Source organism: Gottfriedia acidiceleris (assembly GCF_004138285.1).
Lineage (GTDB): Bacteria > Bacillota > Bacilli > Bacillales > Bacillaceae_G > Gottfriedia > Gottfriedia acidiceleris_A.
The window spans coordinates 173,164-189,484 of record NZ_SCFN01000007.1 but is presented as its reverse complement, the minus strand read 5'-3'; the positions used below and the strand labels follow the sequence as shown (position 1 = coordinate 189,484).

The window sequence follows — 16,321 nt, the reverse complement described above, 5'->3', positions numbered from 1 at the left end:
TGAGTTTGTTGAGTAGGGGGCAAAGACAAGTAAATAGTGAATTAAAATTAGAAGGGCTTGATTGCGCTAATTGTGCAATGAAGATTGAAAAAGGAGTTTCCACACTTGAAGGCGTTGATGCATGTTCAGTTAATTTTGCAACATTAACGATGACAATTACGACGAGTGAGGAACAAAAAGAATCAGTTATTGAGAGCGCTAAAGATAAGATTCGTGTATTAGAACCGCATATTAATCCTGTTCCAAAAATGGATTCAAAACTTGGGCAAGAGAAGCAACAGAAAATGAATGTTGAAACAAAAAAACTTATTGTTAAATTAGGGGTCGGTACTGCTTTATTAATTTTAGCTCAATTACTTAATGTACCAATGCTCTATCAATTGATTATTTTTATAGCTGCCTATTTAATAGCAGGTGCTGACGTTGTTTTAAAAGCTATTCGAAATATTTTTAGAGGGCAAGTATTTGATGAGAATTTTTTAATGGGAGTAGCTACAATTGGTGCATTTATTATTGGAGAGTACCCCGAAGCTGTTGCGGTAATGCTATTTTATCAGCTAGGTGAATTGTTCCAAAGTATTGCAGTAAATCGATCACGGAATTCGATTTCGAAATTAATGGATATACGTCCTGATTATGCTAATTTAAAAAATGGTGACAAAACTGAACAAGTATCTCCTGAAAAGATTCAAATTGGTGATATGATCATCGTTAAACCTGGGGAAAGGGTTCCGTTAGATGGTATTGTAAAAAGTGGATTTTCAAGTGTTGATACATCTGCATTAACTGGTGAGTCATTACCAAGAGAAATATTTGAAGGTGATGAAGTATTAAGTGGATTTATAAATGTTCAAGGTTTACTTGAAATTGAAGTCACGAAGGAATTTAATGAATCGACAGTATCAAAAATATTAGAACTTGTTCAAAATGCAACAAATAAAAAGGCACCTACTGAAAATTTTATCACTAAATTTGCGAAGATTTATACACCGATCATTGTTATTACAGCAGCTATTATTGCAATCATCCCACCAATTATTATTCCTGGTGAAACATTATATGATTGGGTATATCGAGCATTAATTTTCCTAGTTATTTCATGTCCATGTGCTCTAGTTGTTTCAATTCCTTTAGGATTTTTTGGAGGAATCGGAGCAGCTTCAAAATCGGGAGTATTAGTAAAAGGAAGTAATTATTTAGAAGCATTAAATGATTTGAAATATATTGTGTTTGATAAAACTGGAACGTTAACGAAAGGGCAATTCCAAGTAAGCTCAATTATACCTACACGTGGTCATTCGAAAGAGGAGTTACTGGAATTAGCTGCTTATGGTGAGTTTTATTCTACTCATCCAATCGCATTATCAATTCGTCAAAAGTATGGTAAAGATATTGTTGAAGCAAAGCTATCTAACTATTTTGAAATTGCGGGACATGGAATTAGCGTTACGATTAATGGAGACGCACTATTAGTAGGGAATTCAAGACTAATGGAAAGTCATTCAATATTATATGAACCAACGAGAGAAGTAGGCACAACAGTTTATTTAGCAAAAAATAAGCATTTTATAGGATCAATTGTCATTGCTGATCAACTTAAAGATGACGCGAAAAAAGCAATAATTGAGCTTAAAAAAGTTGGAATTAAAAAGACCGTCATGTTAACTGGTGATTCTAACTCAGTTGCGAAAAGTATAGGTAAAGAATTGGCAATAGATTATATTTATTCAGAGCTTCTTCCAGATCAGAAAGTAGAAAAGCTTGAATTGATAGAAAAAATAAAATCATCGAAAGAAAAAATTGCATTTGTTGGGGACGGTATTAATGATGCACCAGTTTTAGCTCGAGCAGATATAGGAATTGCAATGGGCGGCATTGGTTCCGATGCAGCGATCGAGGCTGCTGATGTTGTATTAATGTCGGATGAACCTTCAAAAATCGTAGATGCAATTAAAATAGCTAAACGTACAAGACAAATTGTATGGCAAAACATCTTTTTTGCTTTAGCAGTAAAAGGATTTTTCCTATTACTAGGTGTGATCGGAATAGCTACAATGTGGGAAGCAGTCATTTCAGATGTTGGAGTTACTGTATTAGCTGTATTGAATTCGATGAGAGTACTAAGACATAAATAAAGCTAAAAACTCAGACTAAACGAAATTAGTCTGAGTTTTTTCTTCTTATTTAAGCAGAGCGTTTTCTTTTTTTGATAAAAAGGCAGATAATAACGACCAATCCAATCGCTAAAATTCCATAAATAATACTTGAATACACATCCATATACTCAACAATCTTTTCCCAGGATGCACCGACTGATGCACCAACTAAAACTAAAATTGTATTCCATATTAATGAGCCTAAAGTTGTAAATAACAAAAAGATCCAAAAATTCATTCGAGCCATTCCAGCTGGTATAGAAATTAAACTACGTATTAATGGAATTAGTCTACAGAAAAAGACTGTCCAAACACCGTATTTTGAAAACCATTCGTCTGCTTTATGGACATCCTTTTTAGTTAAACGTAAAAAATGCCCCCAACGGTCTACGATTTTTTCTAACGTTTTTATATCTAGTAAAGTACCAATCCAAAAAAGTATGATTGCTCCCATTACTGATCCTAAAGTTGAAAAGAAAATAACACCTATTTTAGATAGTGAAGATTCTGTAGTCATGAACCCACCAAACGTTAAAATTACTTCGGAAGGAATTGGGGGAAATATGTTTTCTAATGCGATTAATAAAAAAATACCTAAATAGCCAAATGTATCCATCGTTTCAATAATCCAGTTTTGCATGAACTTACCTCAGGTTTGATTTTTATTTTTTTAAGAAATAATTAGAGATTTTTAATATTCCTTGTGAAAAAATATACTATGTAACTAGTGATTTATGCAAGTGATTGTGAAAGTTGTTACATAAATATAATAAACAAAACACCTAATAAAATGTAGATTTTACGTCTGGTGAACAATGGAATAGTATTGTAGGGATCAAAACTTTATTGAAGCTAAATTTCTTTTTGAAAGTCAGAGGATTTAGATCCGTTTATAGAGAAATATAGTAGATTAATATAAAAGCAGAAATTAGATTTTGTTACAATACTTCTCCTAAATCTGAAGAAATGTAATTAGCTATTTAGGAATAATGTCTTTGTAAAAAAGGAGGATGGACATGTTTAAGGTTCAAATAAGTGAGGATTTATCAATCAATTTATTAACACAAAAATATGCAGCAACATTAGTAGAGGCGCTAAAGGAAAATCAAAACTCCTTAAAAGAATGGTTAGTATGGGCTGAAAATATTCCATTGATCGAGGACTATCAAAAATCGATTATACCTATGTGGCTACAAAAATTTGCAGATAATAATGGCTTTGAAGCGGGAATTTTTTATAAAAATGAACTAGTAGGTATGTTGGGATTACATTATATAGACTGGTCGAATCAAACAACTGAATTAGGTTATTGGTTAAGTGAACATATGCAAGGTAAAGGAATAATGACCCGTGCTGTAAAAGGTTTAGTTTCGTATTGTTATGATGAGCTTAATCTTAATCGAGTTGTGATTAGAGCAGCTGTTGAAAATGGGAAGAGTAGGGCAATTCCTGAACGTTTAAATTTTAAACAAGAAGGTGTCCAAAGAGAAGCACAGCAAATTAGAGAAAAGTATTATGATATAGCTGTTTACAGTATGTTGAAAAAGGAATGGAAAATTTAAATGAATCAATTTGCGTTAGCTATAAATGCTAACGCTTTTTTGTGGAGTATTAATGATGGAGGAAGAAAATAATGACTTATAATACAATCTTGTTTGATTTAGATGGTACACTGACCGATCCAAAGGTAGGGATTTTGAACTCGGTAAAGTATGCATTGCAGAAAATGAATCAACCTATTCCATTAGAATCAGAGCTCTTAAAATTTATAGGACCTCCTATTCAGCGATCTTTTTCTGAAATTTGTCAATTTAATGAAAAAGAATTATTAAATGCAGTTCGTTTTTTTCGCGAATACTTTTCAATGAATGGTATTATTGAAAATAATGTATATGATGGGATACGTGAACTTCTAAGCGATTTGCAAAAAGAGAAAAAAAGATTATATGTAGCAACTTCGAAACCAACTAGTTTCGCAAGGAAAATATTGAGCCATTTCCAACTCGATGAGTTCTTTATTCAAATTGTTGGAAGTGAACTAGACGGCACAAGAATCGATAAAGGCGAGATAATTGAGTATATTTTTGAAAAGAATAATGATCTTTCTAAGGAAGACTCGGTAATGGTTGGGGATCGATTTCACGATATAATTGGTGCAAAAATCGCTAATATTGACTCGATTGGAGTAACTTACGGTTATGGAAGTGAATTAGAATTAACTGATGCAGGGGCGAATGCAATTATTAATAGTGTAGATCAACTGAAAAAAATTTTATTAAATGAGAGAAAGATAATGGTCTAATAATGAAGGAGGAGTTTGATTGAAGAGTGGAAAAATACATTATGCTTGGATTATTTTAATCGTTACTTTCTTAGCCGTCATTATTGCTGCTGTAACAAATACGATGTCTGGAGTGATGATGATTCCTTTCGAAAAGGAATTCGGTTGGAGTAGAGCATCAATTTCTGGTGCGTTTGCGATTTGTATAACTCTTGTTGGATTCTCTGGTCCATTTATTGCTGGCTTATATCAAAAGTTTAGTGTTAGAAAAGTATTGCTAGTAGGTATGGGAACCTTATTAATGGCTATTTTACTAACAACAATTATGTCGCAAATTTGGCATTTATTTATCATTTGGGGAATCATTATTGGATTAAGTGCAGGGGCATTTTTGACGGTGTTAAATGCGTATGTTGCAACTACCTGGTTTGAAAAAAAGCGTGGTTTAGCGTTAGGTCTTTTAACCTCTAGTTCAGCAGCCGGTCAACTTGTTTTCCTGCCGCTTATGGCATATATTGTTGAAAATTATTCATGGAGAAATGCTGTTTTAACCATATTTTCTTTTGGTGTTTTGATTTATGTTTTACTTTGGATTTTTATGAAGAATGATCCAGCAGATGTTGGGGTTTTACCTTTAGGGGCTGAAAAAAGTAATAAGAAGCAAGCGAACAATGTTAATCCAGTGAAGGCAGCTTTTGATGGGTTAAAATTAGGTGCTAAATCGAAAGTTTTTTGGTTATTAGCGGGAAGTTTCTTCGTTTGTGGCTTTTCAACTAGTGGTTTGATCGGTACTCATTTTATCTCACTTTGTATCGATTATGGATATAAAGAGGTCACGGCTGCTAGTATTTTAGCGTTCATGGGAATATTTAATATTATTGGAACGACTTTATCCGGATATATTTCCGATCGCTTTGATAATCGCTGGTTATTATTTTGGTATTATGGTTTAAGAGGATTATCATTACTTATTCTTCCTTTTGCTTTATCTACTAATTCAATCATTTATTTAAGTGCTTTTGCCATTTTCTATGGGATGGATTGGATTGCTACAGTTCCTCCAACTATTAAACTAGCGACGGATCATTTTGGTAAAGAGAAGGTAGGGGTAATCTATGGATGGATTTATACTGCCCATCAATTAGGTGCTGGAGCTGCAGCATATGGTGGAGGTTTAGTTTATTCTTGGTTAAATGCCTACCAATCAATCTTTATTGCAGCAGGAATTTTTTGTTTAGTTGCAACTTTATTTGTACTTAATATTAAAAGAAGAGCGGTATTAAATCAAAATCTTTCTGCGTAGAAGGAAATTTTTTAAAAATAATTTAATAATTGAGGTAGAATGAATGACCTATCTTTATAAAATAACAAAAGATAAATATAAAATAATGCGGGAGAAAAATTGTTTTTGGGAAGGAAAGATTCGTAAAATTTGTGAGTTTGAAAAGGTCGATTATGAAAAGCTTACTCGATTTTCGTATGGTGGAAATATTGTTTTTAGTATAGATGGTGAAATTGTAATTAAATTATATCCTTCTTATGTGAATGACGAGTTCATAAAGGAGAAGCAGGTTCTTGAGTTTTTAAACGGTCGAACTCTATCTGTAGATGTTCCTAAATTAATTTCAACTGGTCAATTTGAAGGTTGGAGCTATTTAATAATGAGTGAACTAAAAGGGACTCTTTTAATTGATGTTTTTGATGAACTGTCGTTTGAGGAGAAAAAGCAAATTGCGTTTGATTTGGGAAAAATAATAAGAGAAATCCATGACGCAACGATCTCAACAAAACAAGATGATATTGATCATTGGAAGCAATTTATTACGAATCAATTAGAGCAAGTAGAAAACCATCATAAAAACAACGGAATGAATGAGAAATTATTTAACCAATTAACAAGCTATGTAGAAGATAAAACATTGCAAGGAAAAGAACAGATCGTGTTATTAACCGGAGAATACACACCATTTAATTTAATCATGAATAAAGTTGATGACATGTGGAGGTTTACTGGTTTAATTGATTTTGCTGATTGCTTTGTAGGAAACTCAAAATATGATTTACTTGGGCCAATAGCGTTTATTTTTTATCCATTTGAAGGACTAAATAAAATTTTTCTAGAGAGCTATGGCTATACGAATAACGAATTAAACGAGGGCTTACAAAAAGAATTAATGACCTATTTATTACTACATCGTTTTAGTAATATAAGTTTCTATCAAGAAAAGTCTGAAGTAGCTAAGAAAGCTATTACGTTAAAAGAATTAGAAAATATATTTTTTAATTTTAAGTAATTAATGATAAAAAGTGCATCGAGAGTGGCTTGGATTAGTCAATTTCGATGCACTTTTAGTATTTAATTTAATGCAATTAAAAAAGGATATAATTCAGCAGACATTACATTCTTTTTAACAGCCGGGTCATTTTGCATGATTTCTTTTGCATCATGTAGGCTTTCTGTTTTTAAGATGACAATACCAAATTCAGCTTGTTCGGTTCTTCCTGCTAAAGATACCGTCTTTTCTTTATTTAAGTTCTGTAGATAATGAAAATGCTCTGATACTATATTTCGTTCATCTTCCGTTGAATCATGTAAAAAAGTTGATCGAACTGGTTTTAAAACATAAATAAAGTTTTCCACTTAAGCCACATCCAATCGATTATAATAATTATACTATAGCACGTAATCACTAATTGTAAGGGAGATAAATATGCAGGAAATCATTATAGAAAAACTAAAACAAATAGAATCCGAACATGACGTAAAAATACTATTTGCAGTTGAGTCCGGTAGTAGAGCGTGGGGATTTCCATCTAAAGACAGTGATTATGATGTACGTTTTGTCTATGTTCATCGCAAAGATTGGTATTTAAGCATTGACCAAAAACGTGACGTAATTGAATATCCAATCAATGATTTACTCGACTTTAGTGGGTGGGACTTAAAAAAGGCACTTAATCTTTTTGCAAAATCAAACCCGGCCTTATTAGAATGGTTAAGATCTCCAATTGTTTATCATGATGATTTAACGATTTCAGTAGAATTAAGAAAAATTGGTAATGAAATTCTTTCTAAAAAGGCGTGTATATACCATTATCTCCATATGGCAAAAGGTAATTACCGTGATTATTTGCAAGGGGAAGTAGTTAAAATTAAAAAGTATTTTTATGTATTAAGACCAATTTTAGCTTGTATATGGATCCAAAAATATAATGAAATTCCTCCAATTTTGTTTGATGAACTTTTAGAGATGGAAGGGTTAGAACAGGAATTTTTAGAAAAAGTAGACAAGTTATTAATCCGAAAAAAACAAGGTGAAGAATTAGATCTAGAGCCTAGAAAAAAAGTATTAAATGATTTTATTGAAAATAAAATTCAGTTTTTTGAAGAGTATGTTAAGGGGATTACTGAGTCAAACAAGGTGAATACCCGGAACTTAAACGAACTATTTCGAACTACAATTGAACATTCATGGGAAAAATAGAATAGACTGCACACTTTTTGGGAAAAATTTCTTTGTATGTTAACAAAGAAATTGGAGTGTGAATGAAGTTGGCAAATTTAGAAAGTCTATTAAATCAACAACTTGCGAATTGGAATGTATTATATGTAAAATTACATAACTATCATTGGTATGTAAAAGGACCGAATTTCTTTACTCTACATGAAAAATTTGAATTGTATTATGATGATGCAAAATTAATGGTAGACGATTTAGGAGAACGAATTTTAACAATTGGTGCAAAACCAATTGCAACACTTCGTGAATACTTAGAAACGGCTACGATTAAAGAAGGTAATCATACGTTTTCTGCAGAAGAAATGGTATCTGATCTGATTAAAGATTATGAAAAAGTTGTACAAGAATCGCGTGATGTAATCTCAATTGCAGAAGAAAGTAATGATCAAGAAACAGCTGACTTATTTCTAGGTAAGATTGCTGAAATTGAAAAGATGCTTTGGATGTTAAAGTCATTTCTTGGTAAATGAATAAATATTAAAAAAGGTGGATTAATCAATCATTAAATATGATTGGTTAATTCATCTTTTTTTATTTTATCCGTATTTATTTTCTTGTTTTCTTTTGTGAAGTAAGTGTTTGTAAGGGTTTTAATGACACGTTAAAATTATTTATAAAAAATTACCAAAAAAAACTAAAAAACCGATTGTATAATTATTTATATTTGTGTATAATCATTCATTATATAAGAATCTGAGCTTCTAAAAAAAGGGGATGGATTTATGAGTAAAGTATTGAAAGAAAACCATGTAAAGAAAAATGGTTATATTCAAAAGACAAAAGGGAATGTTACAAAAGGAAATTTTAGCTCTGTAAAATGGTCGGATTTTAAAGGGAAAAATTTTCTTTCTATAAGTGAGTTTTCATCAAGTGAATTATTATTCTTACTTGAAAAATCATTAGAGATGAAAAATATGCAAAAGGCAGGAGAGGCACATCCTTATTTAAAGGGCAAAGTACTAGGGATGATTTTTGAAAAGAATTCTACTAGAACGAGACTTTCATTTGAAATTGCCATGATGCAATTAGGTGGCCATGCAATCTTTATGAGCAGTAAAGATTTACAACTTGGTCGAGGAGAAACTGTTCATGATACATCGAAAGTATTTTCTCGTTATGTAGATGGAGTCATGATTCGAGCAAATACTCATGAGATGTTGACCGAGTTTGCTGAGCACTCGTCAATTCCAGTTATTAATGGTTTAACAAATCTGCACCATCCTGCTCAAATTATGGCTGATTTCTTAACAATTCTTGAGCATAAAGGTAGATTAAAAGGTTTGAAGATTGCTTATGTTGGAGATGGAAATAATAACATCTGTCATTCTTTAATTGAAGGTGCAGCTAAGCTGGGTGTTTATTTAACGATTGCATGTCCCGTTGGGTATGAACCTAATAAAGTTGTACTTCAATCGATGAAGCATGTTGCAAAAACAACTGGAAGTGTTATTGAAGTAGTTAATAATCCTGTAGATGGTGTAAGTAGAGCTGATGTTGTGATAACGGATGTTTGGACCAGTATGGGGCAAGAGGAAGAGACTGATATTCGCTTAAAAGATTTTAGCCCGTATCAAGTAAATGATCACTTATTAGAAAACGCAAAAGAAGATTATTTATTTATGCACTGCTTACCTGCACATAGAGGGGAAGAAGTAACAGCTTCAGTAATTGATGGTAAGCATTCGGTGGTATTTGATGAAGCTGAAAATCGACTTCACGCTCAAAAAGCAATCTTAGTTGCATTAATGGGTAATCTATAATTCTAAAAATCTATTATATTTTTTAATAATCTAATCGGGGGTAATAACATGGGAAATGAAAAAATTGTTTTAGCATATTCAGGTGGTTTAGATACATCAGTTTGTATTAAATGGTTACAGGAGAAATATAACTACGATGTGATTGCACTTTGTCTTGATCTAGGTGAAGGGAAAGATGTTGAAGCTGTTCGTCAAAAGGCGTTAAATTTAGGAGCAATTAAGTCATATATGATCAATGTAAAGGACTTATTTGCAAATGAATATATTGTCCCGGCTCTAAAAGCGAATGCATTATATGAAGGAAAGTATCCACTATCATCTGCTCTATCAAGACCTTTAATCGCAAAACTATTAGTCGATGTAGCAAAGCAAGAAGGTGCAGTTGCAGTAGCACATGGTTGTACTGGAAAAGGAAATGATCAAGTTCGTTTCGAAGTTTCAGTAATGGCCTTGAATCCGAATCTTAAAGTAGTGGCGCCTGTTCGTGAATGGGGTATGACTCGTGATGAGGAAATACAGTACGCTCATGAAAATGGTGTTCCAATTCCGGTCGATCTAGATAATCCATTTTCAATTGATGCAAATATTTGGGGAAGAGCTTGTGAAGCAGGTGTATTAGAGAATCCATGGAATGAAGCACCGGAAGAAGCTTTTGATTGGACGAATGCCATTGAAAATACTCCGGATGTTCCTGAATATATTGAAATTGAATTTTCAAAAGGTGTACCTGTTAGCTTAAACGGTCAACCTATTGACCTAGTTCAACTAATTGAACAATTAAATGTTCTTGGTGGAAAGCACGGTGTTGGAAGAATCGACCATATTGAAAATAGATTAGTAGGCATAAAGTCGCGTGAAGTATATGAAAATCCAGCAGCGCTAATCTTAATCAATGCTCATAAAGAATTAGAGTTCCTTACATTACCTCGTGAGGTGACAAATTTTAAAGTAAGTATTGAACAACAATTTTCAAAAATGCTTTACGATGGATTGTGGTATTCACCTTTAATGGGTGCTTTAGATGCGTTTGTCAATACAACACAAGAAACAGTGAGTGGTATTGTTCGTGTGAAATTATTTAAAGGCACTCATACAGTAGTAGGTAGAAAATCGGAAACTAGTCTATATAATGAAGAGCTTGCAACCTATTCAAAGGGTGATTTATTTGATCATAATGCAGCGGTAGGCTTTATTAAACTATGGGGATTACCAACAAAGGTATATAGCGAAGTTACACAGAAAAATACAGTTTTAAGTAAATAAAATATAGGGTGGATTAAGGAGGCAGTTATGTCAAAACTTTGGGGCGGACGTTTTACGAAGGAGACAAACCAATTAGTAGAAGAATTTACGGCATCAATTGAATTTGATCAAATAATGGCTAAAGAAGATATAGCTGGTAGTATCGCACATGCAACCATGCTTGGAGAATGTGGCATAATTGAAATCAATGAAGCTGAACTAATAATAGAAGGTTTAAATAATATATTAAAAAAAGTTGAGAAAAATGAAGTTCAATTTAGTATTGAAAATGAAGATATTCATATGAATATCGAAAGCTTGTTAATTGAAGAAATCGGTCCTGTAGGTGGAAAACTACATACAGGGCGCAGTCGAAATGATCAAGTAGCAACGGATATGCACCTTTTTTTAAAAAATAATACGTCCTCCATTATTCATTTAATTGAAGAAGTTCAAAATAAAATCGTTACGCAAGCAAAAAAGCATGTAAATACAATTATGCCTGGGTATACGCACTTACAAAGAGCACAGCCTGTTTCATTTGCACATCATTTACTTGCGTATTTTTGGATGCTTGAGCGTGACAAGAGCCGTTTCAAAGATAGTATAAAACGAGTAGATATTTCACCATTAGGTGCAGGTGCATTAGCTGGAACTACATTTCCAATTAACCGTCATCGAACTGCTGAATTACTTGGTTTTAGTGACATTTATCATAATAGTTTAGATGCAGTAAGCGATCGTGATTTTATCGTAGAGTTCCTTTCTGATTCGTCATTACTTATGACACATATTTCTAGACTATCAGAGGAATTTGTCATTTGGTCTAGCCAAGAATTTCAGTTTATTGAATTAGACGATGCTTTTTGTACCGGCTCTAGTATTATGCCACAGAAAAAAAATCCAGATGTTCCAGAATTACTTCGTGGTAAAACAGGGAGAGTTTATGGTAGCTTAATCGGGTTATTAACAGTTTTAAAAGGACTACCTTTAGCATATAACAAGGACATGCAAGAAGATAAAGAAGGTATGTTTGATACTGTTTATACTGTTGTAGGAGCACTGCAATTACTTTCGGGAATTATCGATACAATGAAAGTAAACGAAACTCGCATGTATGAAGCTGTTAAAAATGATTATTCAAACGCTACTGACCTTGCTGATTACTTAGTTCGAAAAAATATTCCATTCCGCCAAGCTCATGAAATCGTTGGAAAAACGGTTCTATATGCTATAGAGAAACATAAATTTCTTGGGGAATTAAATCTTGAGGAATTTAAGATGATTAATGAAGTGTTTGAAGAAGATATTTATCATACATTAAATCCAAAAACGGTTATGGAAGCAAGAATTAGTGAAGGTGGAACTTCTACTAATGAAGTTTGGAAACAAATAATGAAAGCGGAAGAGTGTTTAAGCATCACAACTAATATGGTATAATTTTCTAATTGAAAGCGTCCAATTTCTTTGGACGCTTTTTTGTGCTTCTATTTATAATAATTTTCTATTCATTATGCAAATACTAGAAGTAGTTACTAAAAAAAGGTAGGTATTATATGAGTAAGCAAGAAAAAAGTAGGGTATTTAGAGCATCAGAAGGTATAGCACATGCTGTTTTTGTAATGATCGGTATCGGTTCTTTACTTGAGAGTATTGGAAAAATTTTTCATTTTGAATCTTTAATGACGATTGGATTTTCAACTAAGTTATTAATGGCACCAGCTATTGGCGCAGGTATAGCCGTTTTATTAGAATCAAGTACGTTAATCATTTTTTCTGCAATGGCAGCTGCATTAATCGGTTCCGGGGCATTATTGATGGTAGATACGGCAATGACCATTAAAATGGGTGAACCAGTAGGAGCATTATTATCAGCATTAGTTGCAATTCTGATTGGAAAAGCAGTTCAAGGTAAAACGAAACTAGATTTAATGGTTGTGCCTTTATTTGCAATCTTAATTTCAGGTTTAGTTGGATTATATTTATCAAAATGGATTTCTCCGATCTTAATAGCGGTTGGGAATTTTATTAAAGGTTCAACAGAAGGTTCGCCAATTATTGCTTCGATTGTATTAGCAGTGGTGTGGGGAATATTAATTGTTTCACCTGCTTCCTCAGCTGCATTAGCGATCGCATTGAATTTAGATGGAATAGCTGGCGGAGCTGCATTAGCGGGATGTGCAGCGCAATTTGTAGGTTTAGCTGTGATCTCTGCACGAGAGAATGATCCAGGAAGTATTCTTGGTTTATTAATTATCACGCCAAAATTACAGCTACCAAATGTAACTAGGAATATTAGGATACTTATACCAACCATAGTTGCAAGTGCTGTGGCAGGACCAGTATCAGCTTTCTTATTTCATATTGAAGCACCAAAAGAAATCGCAGGCTTAGGGTTATGCGCATTAGTTGCCCCAATGAATTTATTAGCTACTTACGGAAGTACAGTTATGATTCCAATGATTGTTACATACGTATTAGTACCTGGAATCGTTTCGTATATCGTGTACTTATTCTTAAAACAAGCAAATATGATTAAAGCTGGAGAGTTGAAAATATTATAAAAATATTGAGTGCTATATGTTGATGAGCTGCAAATAAAGATACGAAAACTGCAAATAAGGGCTCACTTATCATGAATAATTAGAGTGAAACCTACTAATTTCGAAAGATAACGATACAATAGATAGTGAATCGACTAAAACAAAACGAAATACAATAAAAACCTTGAAATAGTTACTTCCCCAAAAAAGAAAATGAGTACTAGTCACAGTACTCATTTTTCTGTTCACGACTACTTATAAAATCACAATTTTATCGATCCATAAAGAATAGTTTTAATCCAATTCCTGTAAAAATAATGCCTTGTGCTAGATTGATAATTTTAGATGATTTCTCATTTTGTAACAGTTTTTCACCCAAGCTACCTGCAAAAATCGCTATAATTGAAAATACAATGAGAGTTAATACCATAAAAGTTAAACCTAAAACGATCATCTGTAGGGGAACTGCTATACCGCTTTTGTCTATAAATTGAGGCAAAAACGCTAGGAAGAATAAAGATACCTTTGGATTTAGTACATTCATTAAAAATCCTCGACGATATAAATCTGGTAAAGTTTGTTTTTTTGGTTTCGTGAATGAGCCTACTTCATTACTCGAACGAAAGGCCTGGTAAGCTAAGTACAGTAAATAAAAAGCACCTAAGTATTTTAAAATGGAAAAAGCAACATCTGATTTATATAAGATGGCAGATAATCCAATCGAAGCAGCAAGTGTATGGATTGTAACTCCTGAGCAAAGTCCACATGCCGTTGCAATTCCCTCTTTTTTTCCGTATGAAATGCTTTGTGCCATAACAAAAATATTATCTGGTCCAGGTGCTATAATTAATAATAAAGACACACCAATAAATGACAAGTAAATCGTTAAATCCAATGAAGTACCTCCTATCAATTTTTTGTTTATTTTTATAATAATTTAACATGAAAAAGACAGGGAAAGCCGGAAAACATAGGTGGAAAATGATTTTAAAGGTGAGGTTAATGTGTGCGAGGTAATCCAGCGAGAATTATTAAGGACATTAAATAATAGAAGCAAAAGTCCTTTTTAAGAAAAGCTAGGCGAGTAGGTATTTCTTTTAATGCTGGAAATGGAGGGCTATATGATTTATTTTTTCATTTGTATATTACTAGGTTTTCTGTTGTTAGTTTATATGTTTATAGAGGCTCATTTAAATATAGTAAGAAAACATGAATTTTCTTTTTCAAATGCTCCTCTTGAAAAGCCAATTAGAATATTGTTTATTTCAGATATTCATAGACGAAAAATAAATTCTTCTATTATAAATAGAATGTCTAATCAAGTTGATCTTGTCATAATTGGCGGGGATTTACTAGAAAAAGGAGTGCCTCTTATAAGGGTCGAACAAAATATTCAAAAACTATGTAGTCTTGGGAAAGTCTACTTTGTTTGGGGAAATAATGATATCGAAATTGAAAAGAAGGATTTACTGAATATTTTTAATAGATGGAATGTAACTGTTTTGAAAAATTCTTCTGTTACGATCAATCATTTGCAAAGAGAATGGACATTAATTGGGGTAGATGATTTGAAAACTGGAGAGGTTGATCTTGAACTTGCCTTTCAAGATGTTAAACCAAACGCATTTAAGCTTTTAGTTAGTCATAATCCAAGAATTTTGAAGTTACTAGAGAGGGAACATGGAGTATCACTTGTTTTAAGTGGTCATACTCATGGAGGCCAAATAAGGATTTTCGGATACGGACCTTATGAAAAAGGAAAAACACATAAGTATAATGGTATTACACAATTAATAAGTAATGGATATGGTACTACGACTATACCACTTAGATTAAGTGCACGGCCGGAAACTCATTATATTGTTATTAAGAATATATAAGATTATAGAAAAGTGAGATAGAACATGAGATACATAAGTATTTCATGTTTTTTATTTTGATATGAAAATAGTTCATCGTCTGCCACACAGAAAACGAGAATCTAATCAAATAAAAGGTATTAAAGGTAAAACTTTAAACTATTGGTTTATTAAATAATGATTAAAAATGATGTTAATATTTGGTTTAATAAAAAACTATAAAATAATTTGTAATAAATTAGTCATATTCCCCCAAATCTGATTAAATGCTTTGATTGAAGGACTAAATAGAATTTATTCTTTGTTTTTTCTTTCAAATCACTGAAATTATTCCCAAAATTTCAACAATTTTAAGGATTTTTTTTATGAAATTTAGTTCATAAGTAAGAAATTCCCCCAATACAAGAAAAATGTCGAGTTTAGTAGAATTGACTTATAAATCTTAAGAAAATTTATAAGATTTGAACATTTAAAGTGAACCAAGTTTTATCATAAAGGAGGAAAAAGAATTGGGGAAATATAGAGTTAGAAAAGTACTTGCAAGTGCAACAATGAGTGGAGTATTACTTTCTACACTGGTGCCTTATAATGTTTTGGCTGCAAGCAATATTCAAAATACAATCCAAGGGACCGCTACCAGCACGCCATCAAGCGGATTGCATGTAACACCTGAGCAAACAAAGGCACTTACTCATTTCAGTACAAGTGATGAGGTCAAAATCGATCCAGACATTAACGTGAACAACGCAGCGCCAGTTCGTGTAATTGTTGAATTTAAACAAGCTCCGGCACAAATTGCTGTCCTTCAACAACAAGTAGAGGGAAATGAGCTTTCGTTAAAAGAAGCTAAACAAGATGTGTCTGATAGTCATAAATTATTTAAAGAGTTTCTTCAACAAATCGGTTCCCAACAGACAAGGTCGAACGAGACTAGCACATTTGCTTATACAGCTAATACC

General features: G+C 32.6%; 14 protein-coding genes and 1 pseudogene. 12 read left to right on the top strand and 3 right to left on the bottom strand.

The genetic code is table 11. From position 1 onward, the window contains the following. Window positions 1–47: 47 nt before the first annotated feature. Window positions 48–2,135: pseudogene (locus tag EP747_RS12830) on the top strand (heavy metal translocating P-type ATPase); the annotation flags it as partial. A gap of 49 nt (window positions 2,136–2,184) precedes the next feature. Here EP747_RS12830 and EP747_RS12825 read toward each other — a convergent pair. Continuing rightward, on the bottom strand, window positions 2,185–2,796 hold the full coding sequence (locus EP747_RS12825; RefSeq protein WP_129690510.1) for a DedA family protein: 612 nt from the start codon (window positions 2,794–2,796) through the stop codon (window positions 2,185–2,187). Window positions 2,797–3,172: 376 nt separating this feature from the next. Between EP747_RS12825 and EP747_RS12820 the strand changes: the two genes are divergently transcribed. From EP747_RS12820 to EP747_RS12805, 4 genes are all read left to right on the top strand, one after another. After that, window positions 3,173–3,718 (top strand): GNAT family N-acetyltransferase, encoded by a 546-nt coding sequence (locus EP747_RS12820; RefSeq protein WP_129690508.1) that lies wholly within the window; start codon window positions 3,173–3,175, stop codon window positions 3,716–3,718. A gap of 71 nt (window positions 3,719–3,789) precedes the next feature. Then, window positions 3,790–4,458, top strand: coding sequence for an HAD family hydrolase (locus EP747_RS12815; protein ID WP_129690506.1), 669 nt, complete (start codon window positions 3,790–3,792; stop codon window positions 4,456–4,458). A 19-nt stretch (window positions 4,459–4,477) separates the two neighbouring features. Beyond that, window positions 4,478–5,740 carry an MFS transporter gene (locus EP747_RS12810; protein ID WP_235832874.1) on the top strand — a complete coding sequence of 421 codons (1,263 nt, stop codon included), beginning with the start codon at window positions 4,478–4,480 and terminating at the stop codon, window positions 5,738–5,740. A gap of 43 nt (window positions 5,741–5,783) precedes the next feature. Beyond that, window positions 5,784–6,731, top strand: a complete 948-nt coding sequence (locus EP747_RS12805) for an aminoglycoside phosphotransferase family protein (RefSeq protein ID WP_129690504.1) — start codon at window positions 5,784–5,786, stop codon at window positions 6,729–6,731. A 62-nt stretch (window positions 6,732–6,793) separates the two neighbouring features. Here EP747_RS12805 and EP747_RS12800 read toward each other — a convergent pair whose 3' ends face one another. Continuing rightward, complete coding sequence (locus tag EP747_RS12800) at window positions 6,794–7,078, bottom strand: YciI family protein (protein ID WP_129690501.1); 285 nt, start codon at window positions 7,076–7,078, stop codon at window positions 6,794–6,796. A 70-nt stretch (window positions 7,079–7,148) separates the two neighbouring features. Between EP747_RS12800 and EP747_RS12795 the strand changes: the two genes are divergently transcribed. From EP747_RS12795 to EP747_RS12770, 6 genes are all read left to right on the top strand, one after another. Then, the gene (locus EP747_RS12795; RefSeq protein ID WP_129690499.1) at window positions 7,149–7,922 is read left to right on the top strand and encodes a nucleotidyltransferase domain-containing protein; all 774 of its coding nucleotides are present in this window, start codon (window positions 7,149–7,151) and stop codon (window positions 7,920–7,922) included. Window positions 7,923–7,984: 62 nt separating this feature from the next. Beyond that, window positions 7,985–8,428, top strand: coding sequence for a Dps family protein (locus tag EP747_RS12790; protein ID WP_129690497.1), 444 nt, complete (start codon window positions 7,985–7,987; stop codon window positions 8,426–8,428). A 252-nt stretch (window positions 8,429–8,680) separates the two neighbouring features. Continuing rightward, window positions 8,681–9,718 carry an ornithine carbamoyltransferase gene (gene argF / locus EP747_RS12785; RefSeq protein ID WP_129690495.1) on the top strand — a complete coding sequence of 346 codons (1,038 nt, stop codon included), beginning with the start codon at window positions 8,681–8,683 and terminating at the stop codon, window positions 9,716–9,718. A gap of 48 nt (window positions 9,719–9,766) precedes the next feature. Beyond that, a complete protein-coding gene (locus EP747_RS12780; RefSeq protein ID WP_069033874.1) occupies window positions 9,767–10,981 on the top strand; it encodes an argininosuccinate synthase in 1,215 nt (404 codons plus the stop codon). A 27-nt stretch (window positions 10,982–11,008) separates the two neighbouring features. Further along, window positions 11,009–12,400: an argininosuccinate lyase gene (gene argH / locus EP747_RS12775; protein ID WP_129690493.1), complete on the top strand. Its 1,392-nt coding sequence runs from the start codon at window positions 11,009–11,011 to the stop codon at window positions 12,398–12,400. Window positions 12,401–12,516: 116 nt separating this feature from the next. Continuing rightward, entirely contained in the window at window positions 12,517–13,524 is a 1,008-nt protein-coding gene (locus tag EP747_RS12770; protein WP_129690491.1) for a PTS transporter subunit IIC, read from the top strand. A 250-nt stretch (window positions 13,525–13,774) separates the two neighbouring features. On the opposite strand, the gene EP747_RS12765 is transcribed toward EP747_RS12770, so the two are convergent. Beyond that, window positions 13,775–14,398: a LysE family translocator gene (locus EP747_RS12765; RefSeq protein ID WP_129690489.1), complete on the bottom strand. Its 624-nt coding sequence runs from the start codon at window positions 14,396–14,398 to the stop codon at window positions 13,775–13,777. Between the two features lie 226 nt (window positions 14,399–14,624). On the opposite strand from EP747_RS12765, the gene EP747_RS12760 reads away from it, so the two are divergent. Then, entirely contained in the window at window positions 14,625–15,383 is a 759-nt protein-coding gene (locus EP747_RS12760; protein WP_129690487.1) for a metallophosphoesterase, read from the top strand. The last annotated feature ends 938 nt before the right edge of the window (window positions 15,384–16,321 follow it).

Bases quoted from the DNA above. Each gene is read 5' to 3' on its own strand.
- argH (WP_129690493.1), top strand. From the start codon at position 11,009: ATGTCAAAACTTTGGGGCGGACGTTTTACGAAGGAGACAAACCAATTA.
- EP747_RS12795 (WP_129690499.1), top strand. From the start codon at position 7,149: ATGCAGGAAATCATTATAGAAAAACTAAAACAAATAGAATCCGAACAT.
- EP747_RS12760 (WP_129690487.1), top strand. From the start codon at position 14,625: ATGATTTATTTTTTCATTTGTATATTACTAGGTTTTCTGTTGTTAGTT.
- EP747_RS12790 (WP_129690497.1), top strand. From the start codon at position 7,985: ATGAAGTTGGCAAATTTAGAAAGTCTATTAAATCAACAACTTGCGAAT.
- EP747_RS12820 (WP_129690508.1), top strand. From the start codon at position 3,173: ATGTTTAAGGTTCAAATAAGTGAGGATTTATCAATCAATTTATTAACA.
- argF (WP_129690495.1), top strand. From the start codon at position 8,681: ATGAGTAAAGTATTGAAAGAAAACCATGTAAAGAAAAATGGTTATATT.
- EP747_RS12815 (WP_129690506.1), top strand. From the start codon at position 3,790: ATGACTTATAATACAATCTTGTTTGATTTAGATGGTACACTGACCGAT.
- EP747_RS12770 (WP_129690491.1), top strand. From the start codon at position 12,517: ATGAGTAAGCAAGAAAAAAGTAGGGTATTTAGAGCATCAGAAGGTATA.
- EP747_RS12780 (WP_069033874.1), top strand. From the start codon at position 9,767: ATGGGAAATGAAAAAATTGTTTTAGCATATTCAGGTGGTTTAGATACA.
- EP747_RS12805 (WP_129690504.1), top strand. From the start codon at position 5,784: ATGACCTATCTTTATAAAATAACAAAAGATAAATATAAAATAATGCGG.
- EP747_RS12825 (WP_129690510.1), bottom strand. From the start codon at position 2,796: ATGCAAAACTGGATTATTGAAACGATGGATACATTTGGCTATTTAGGT.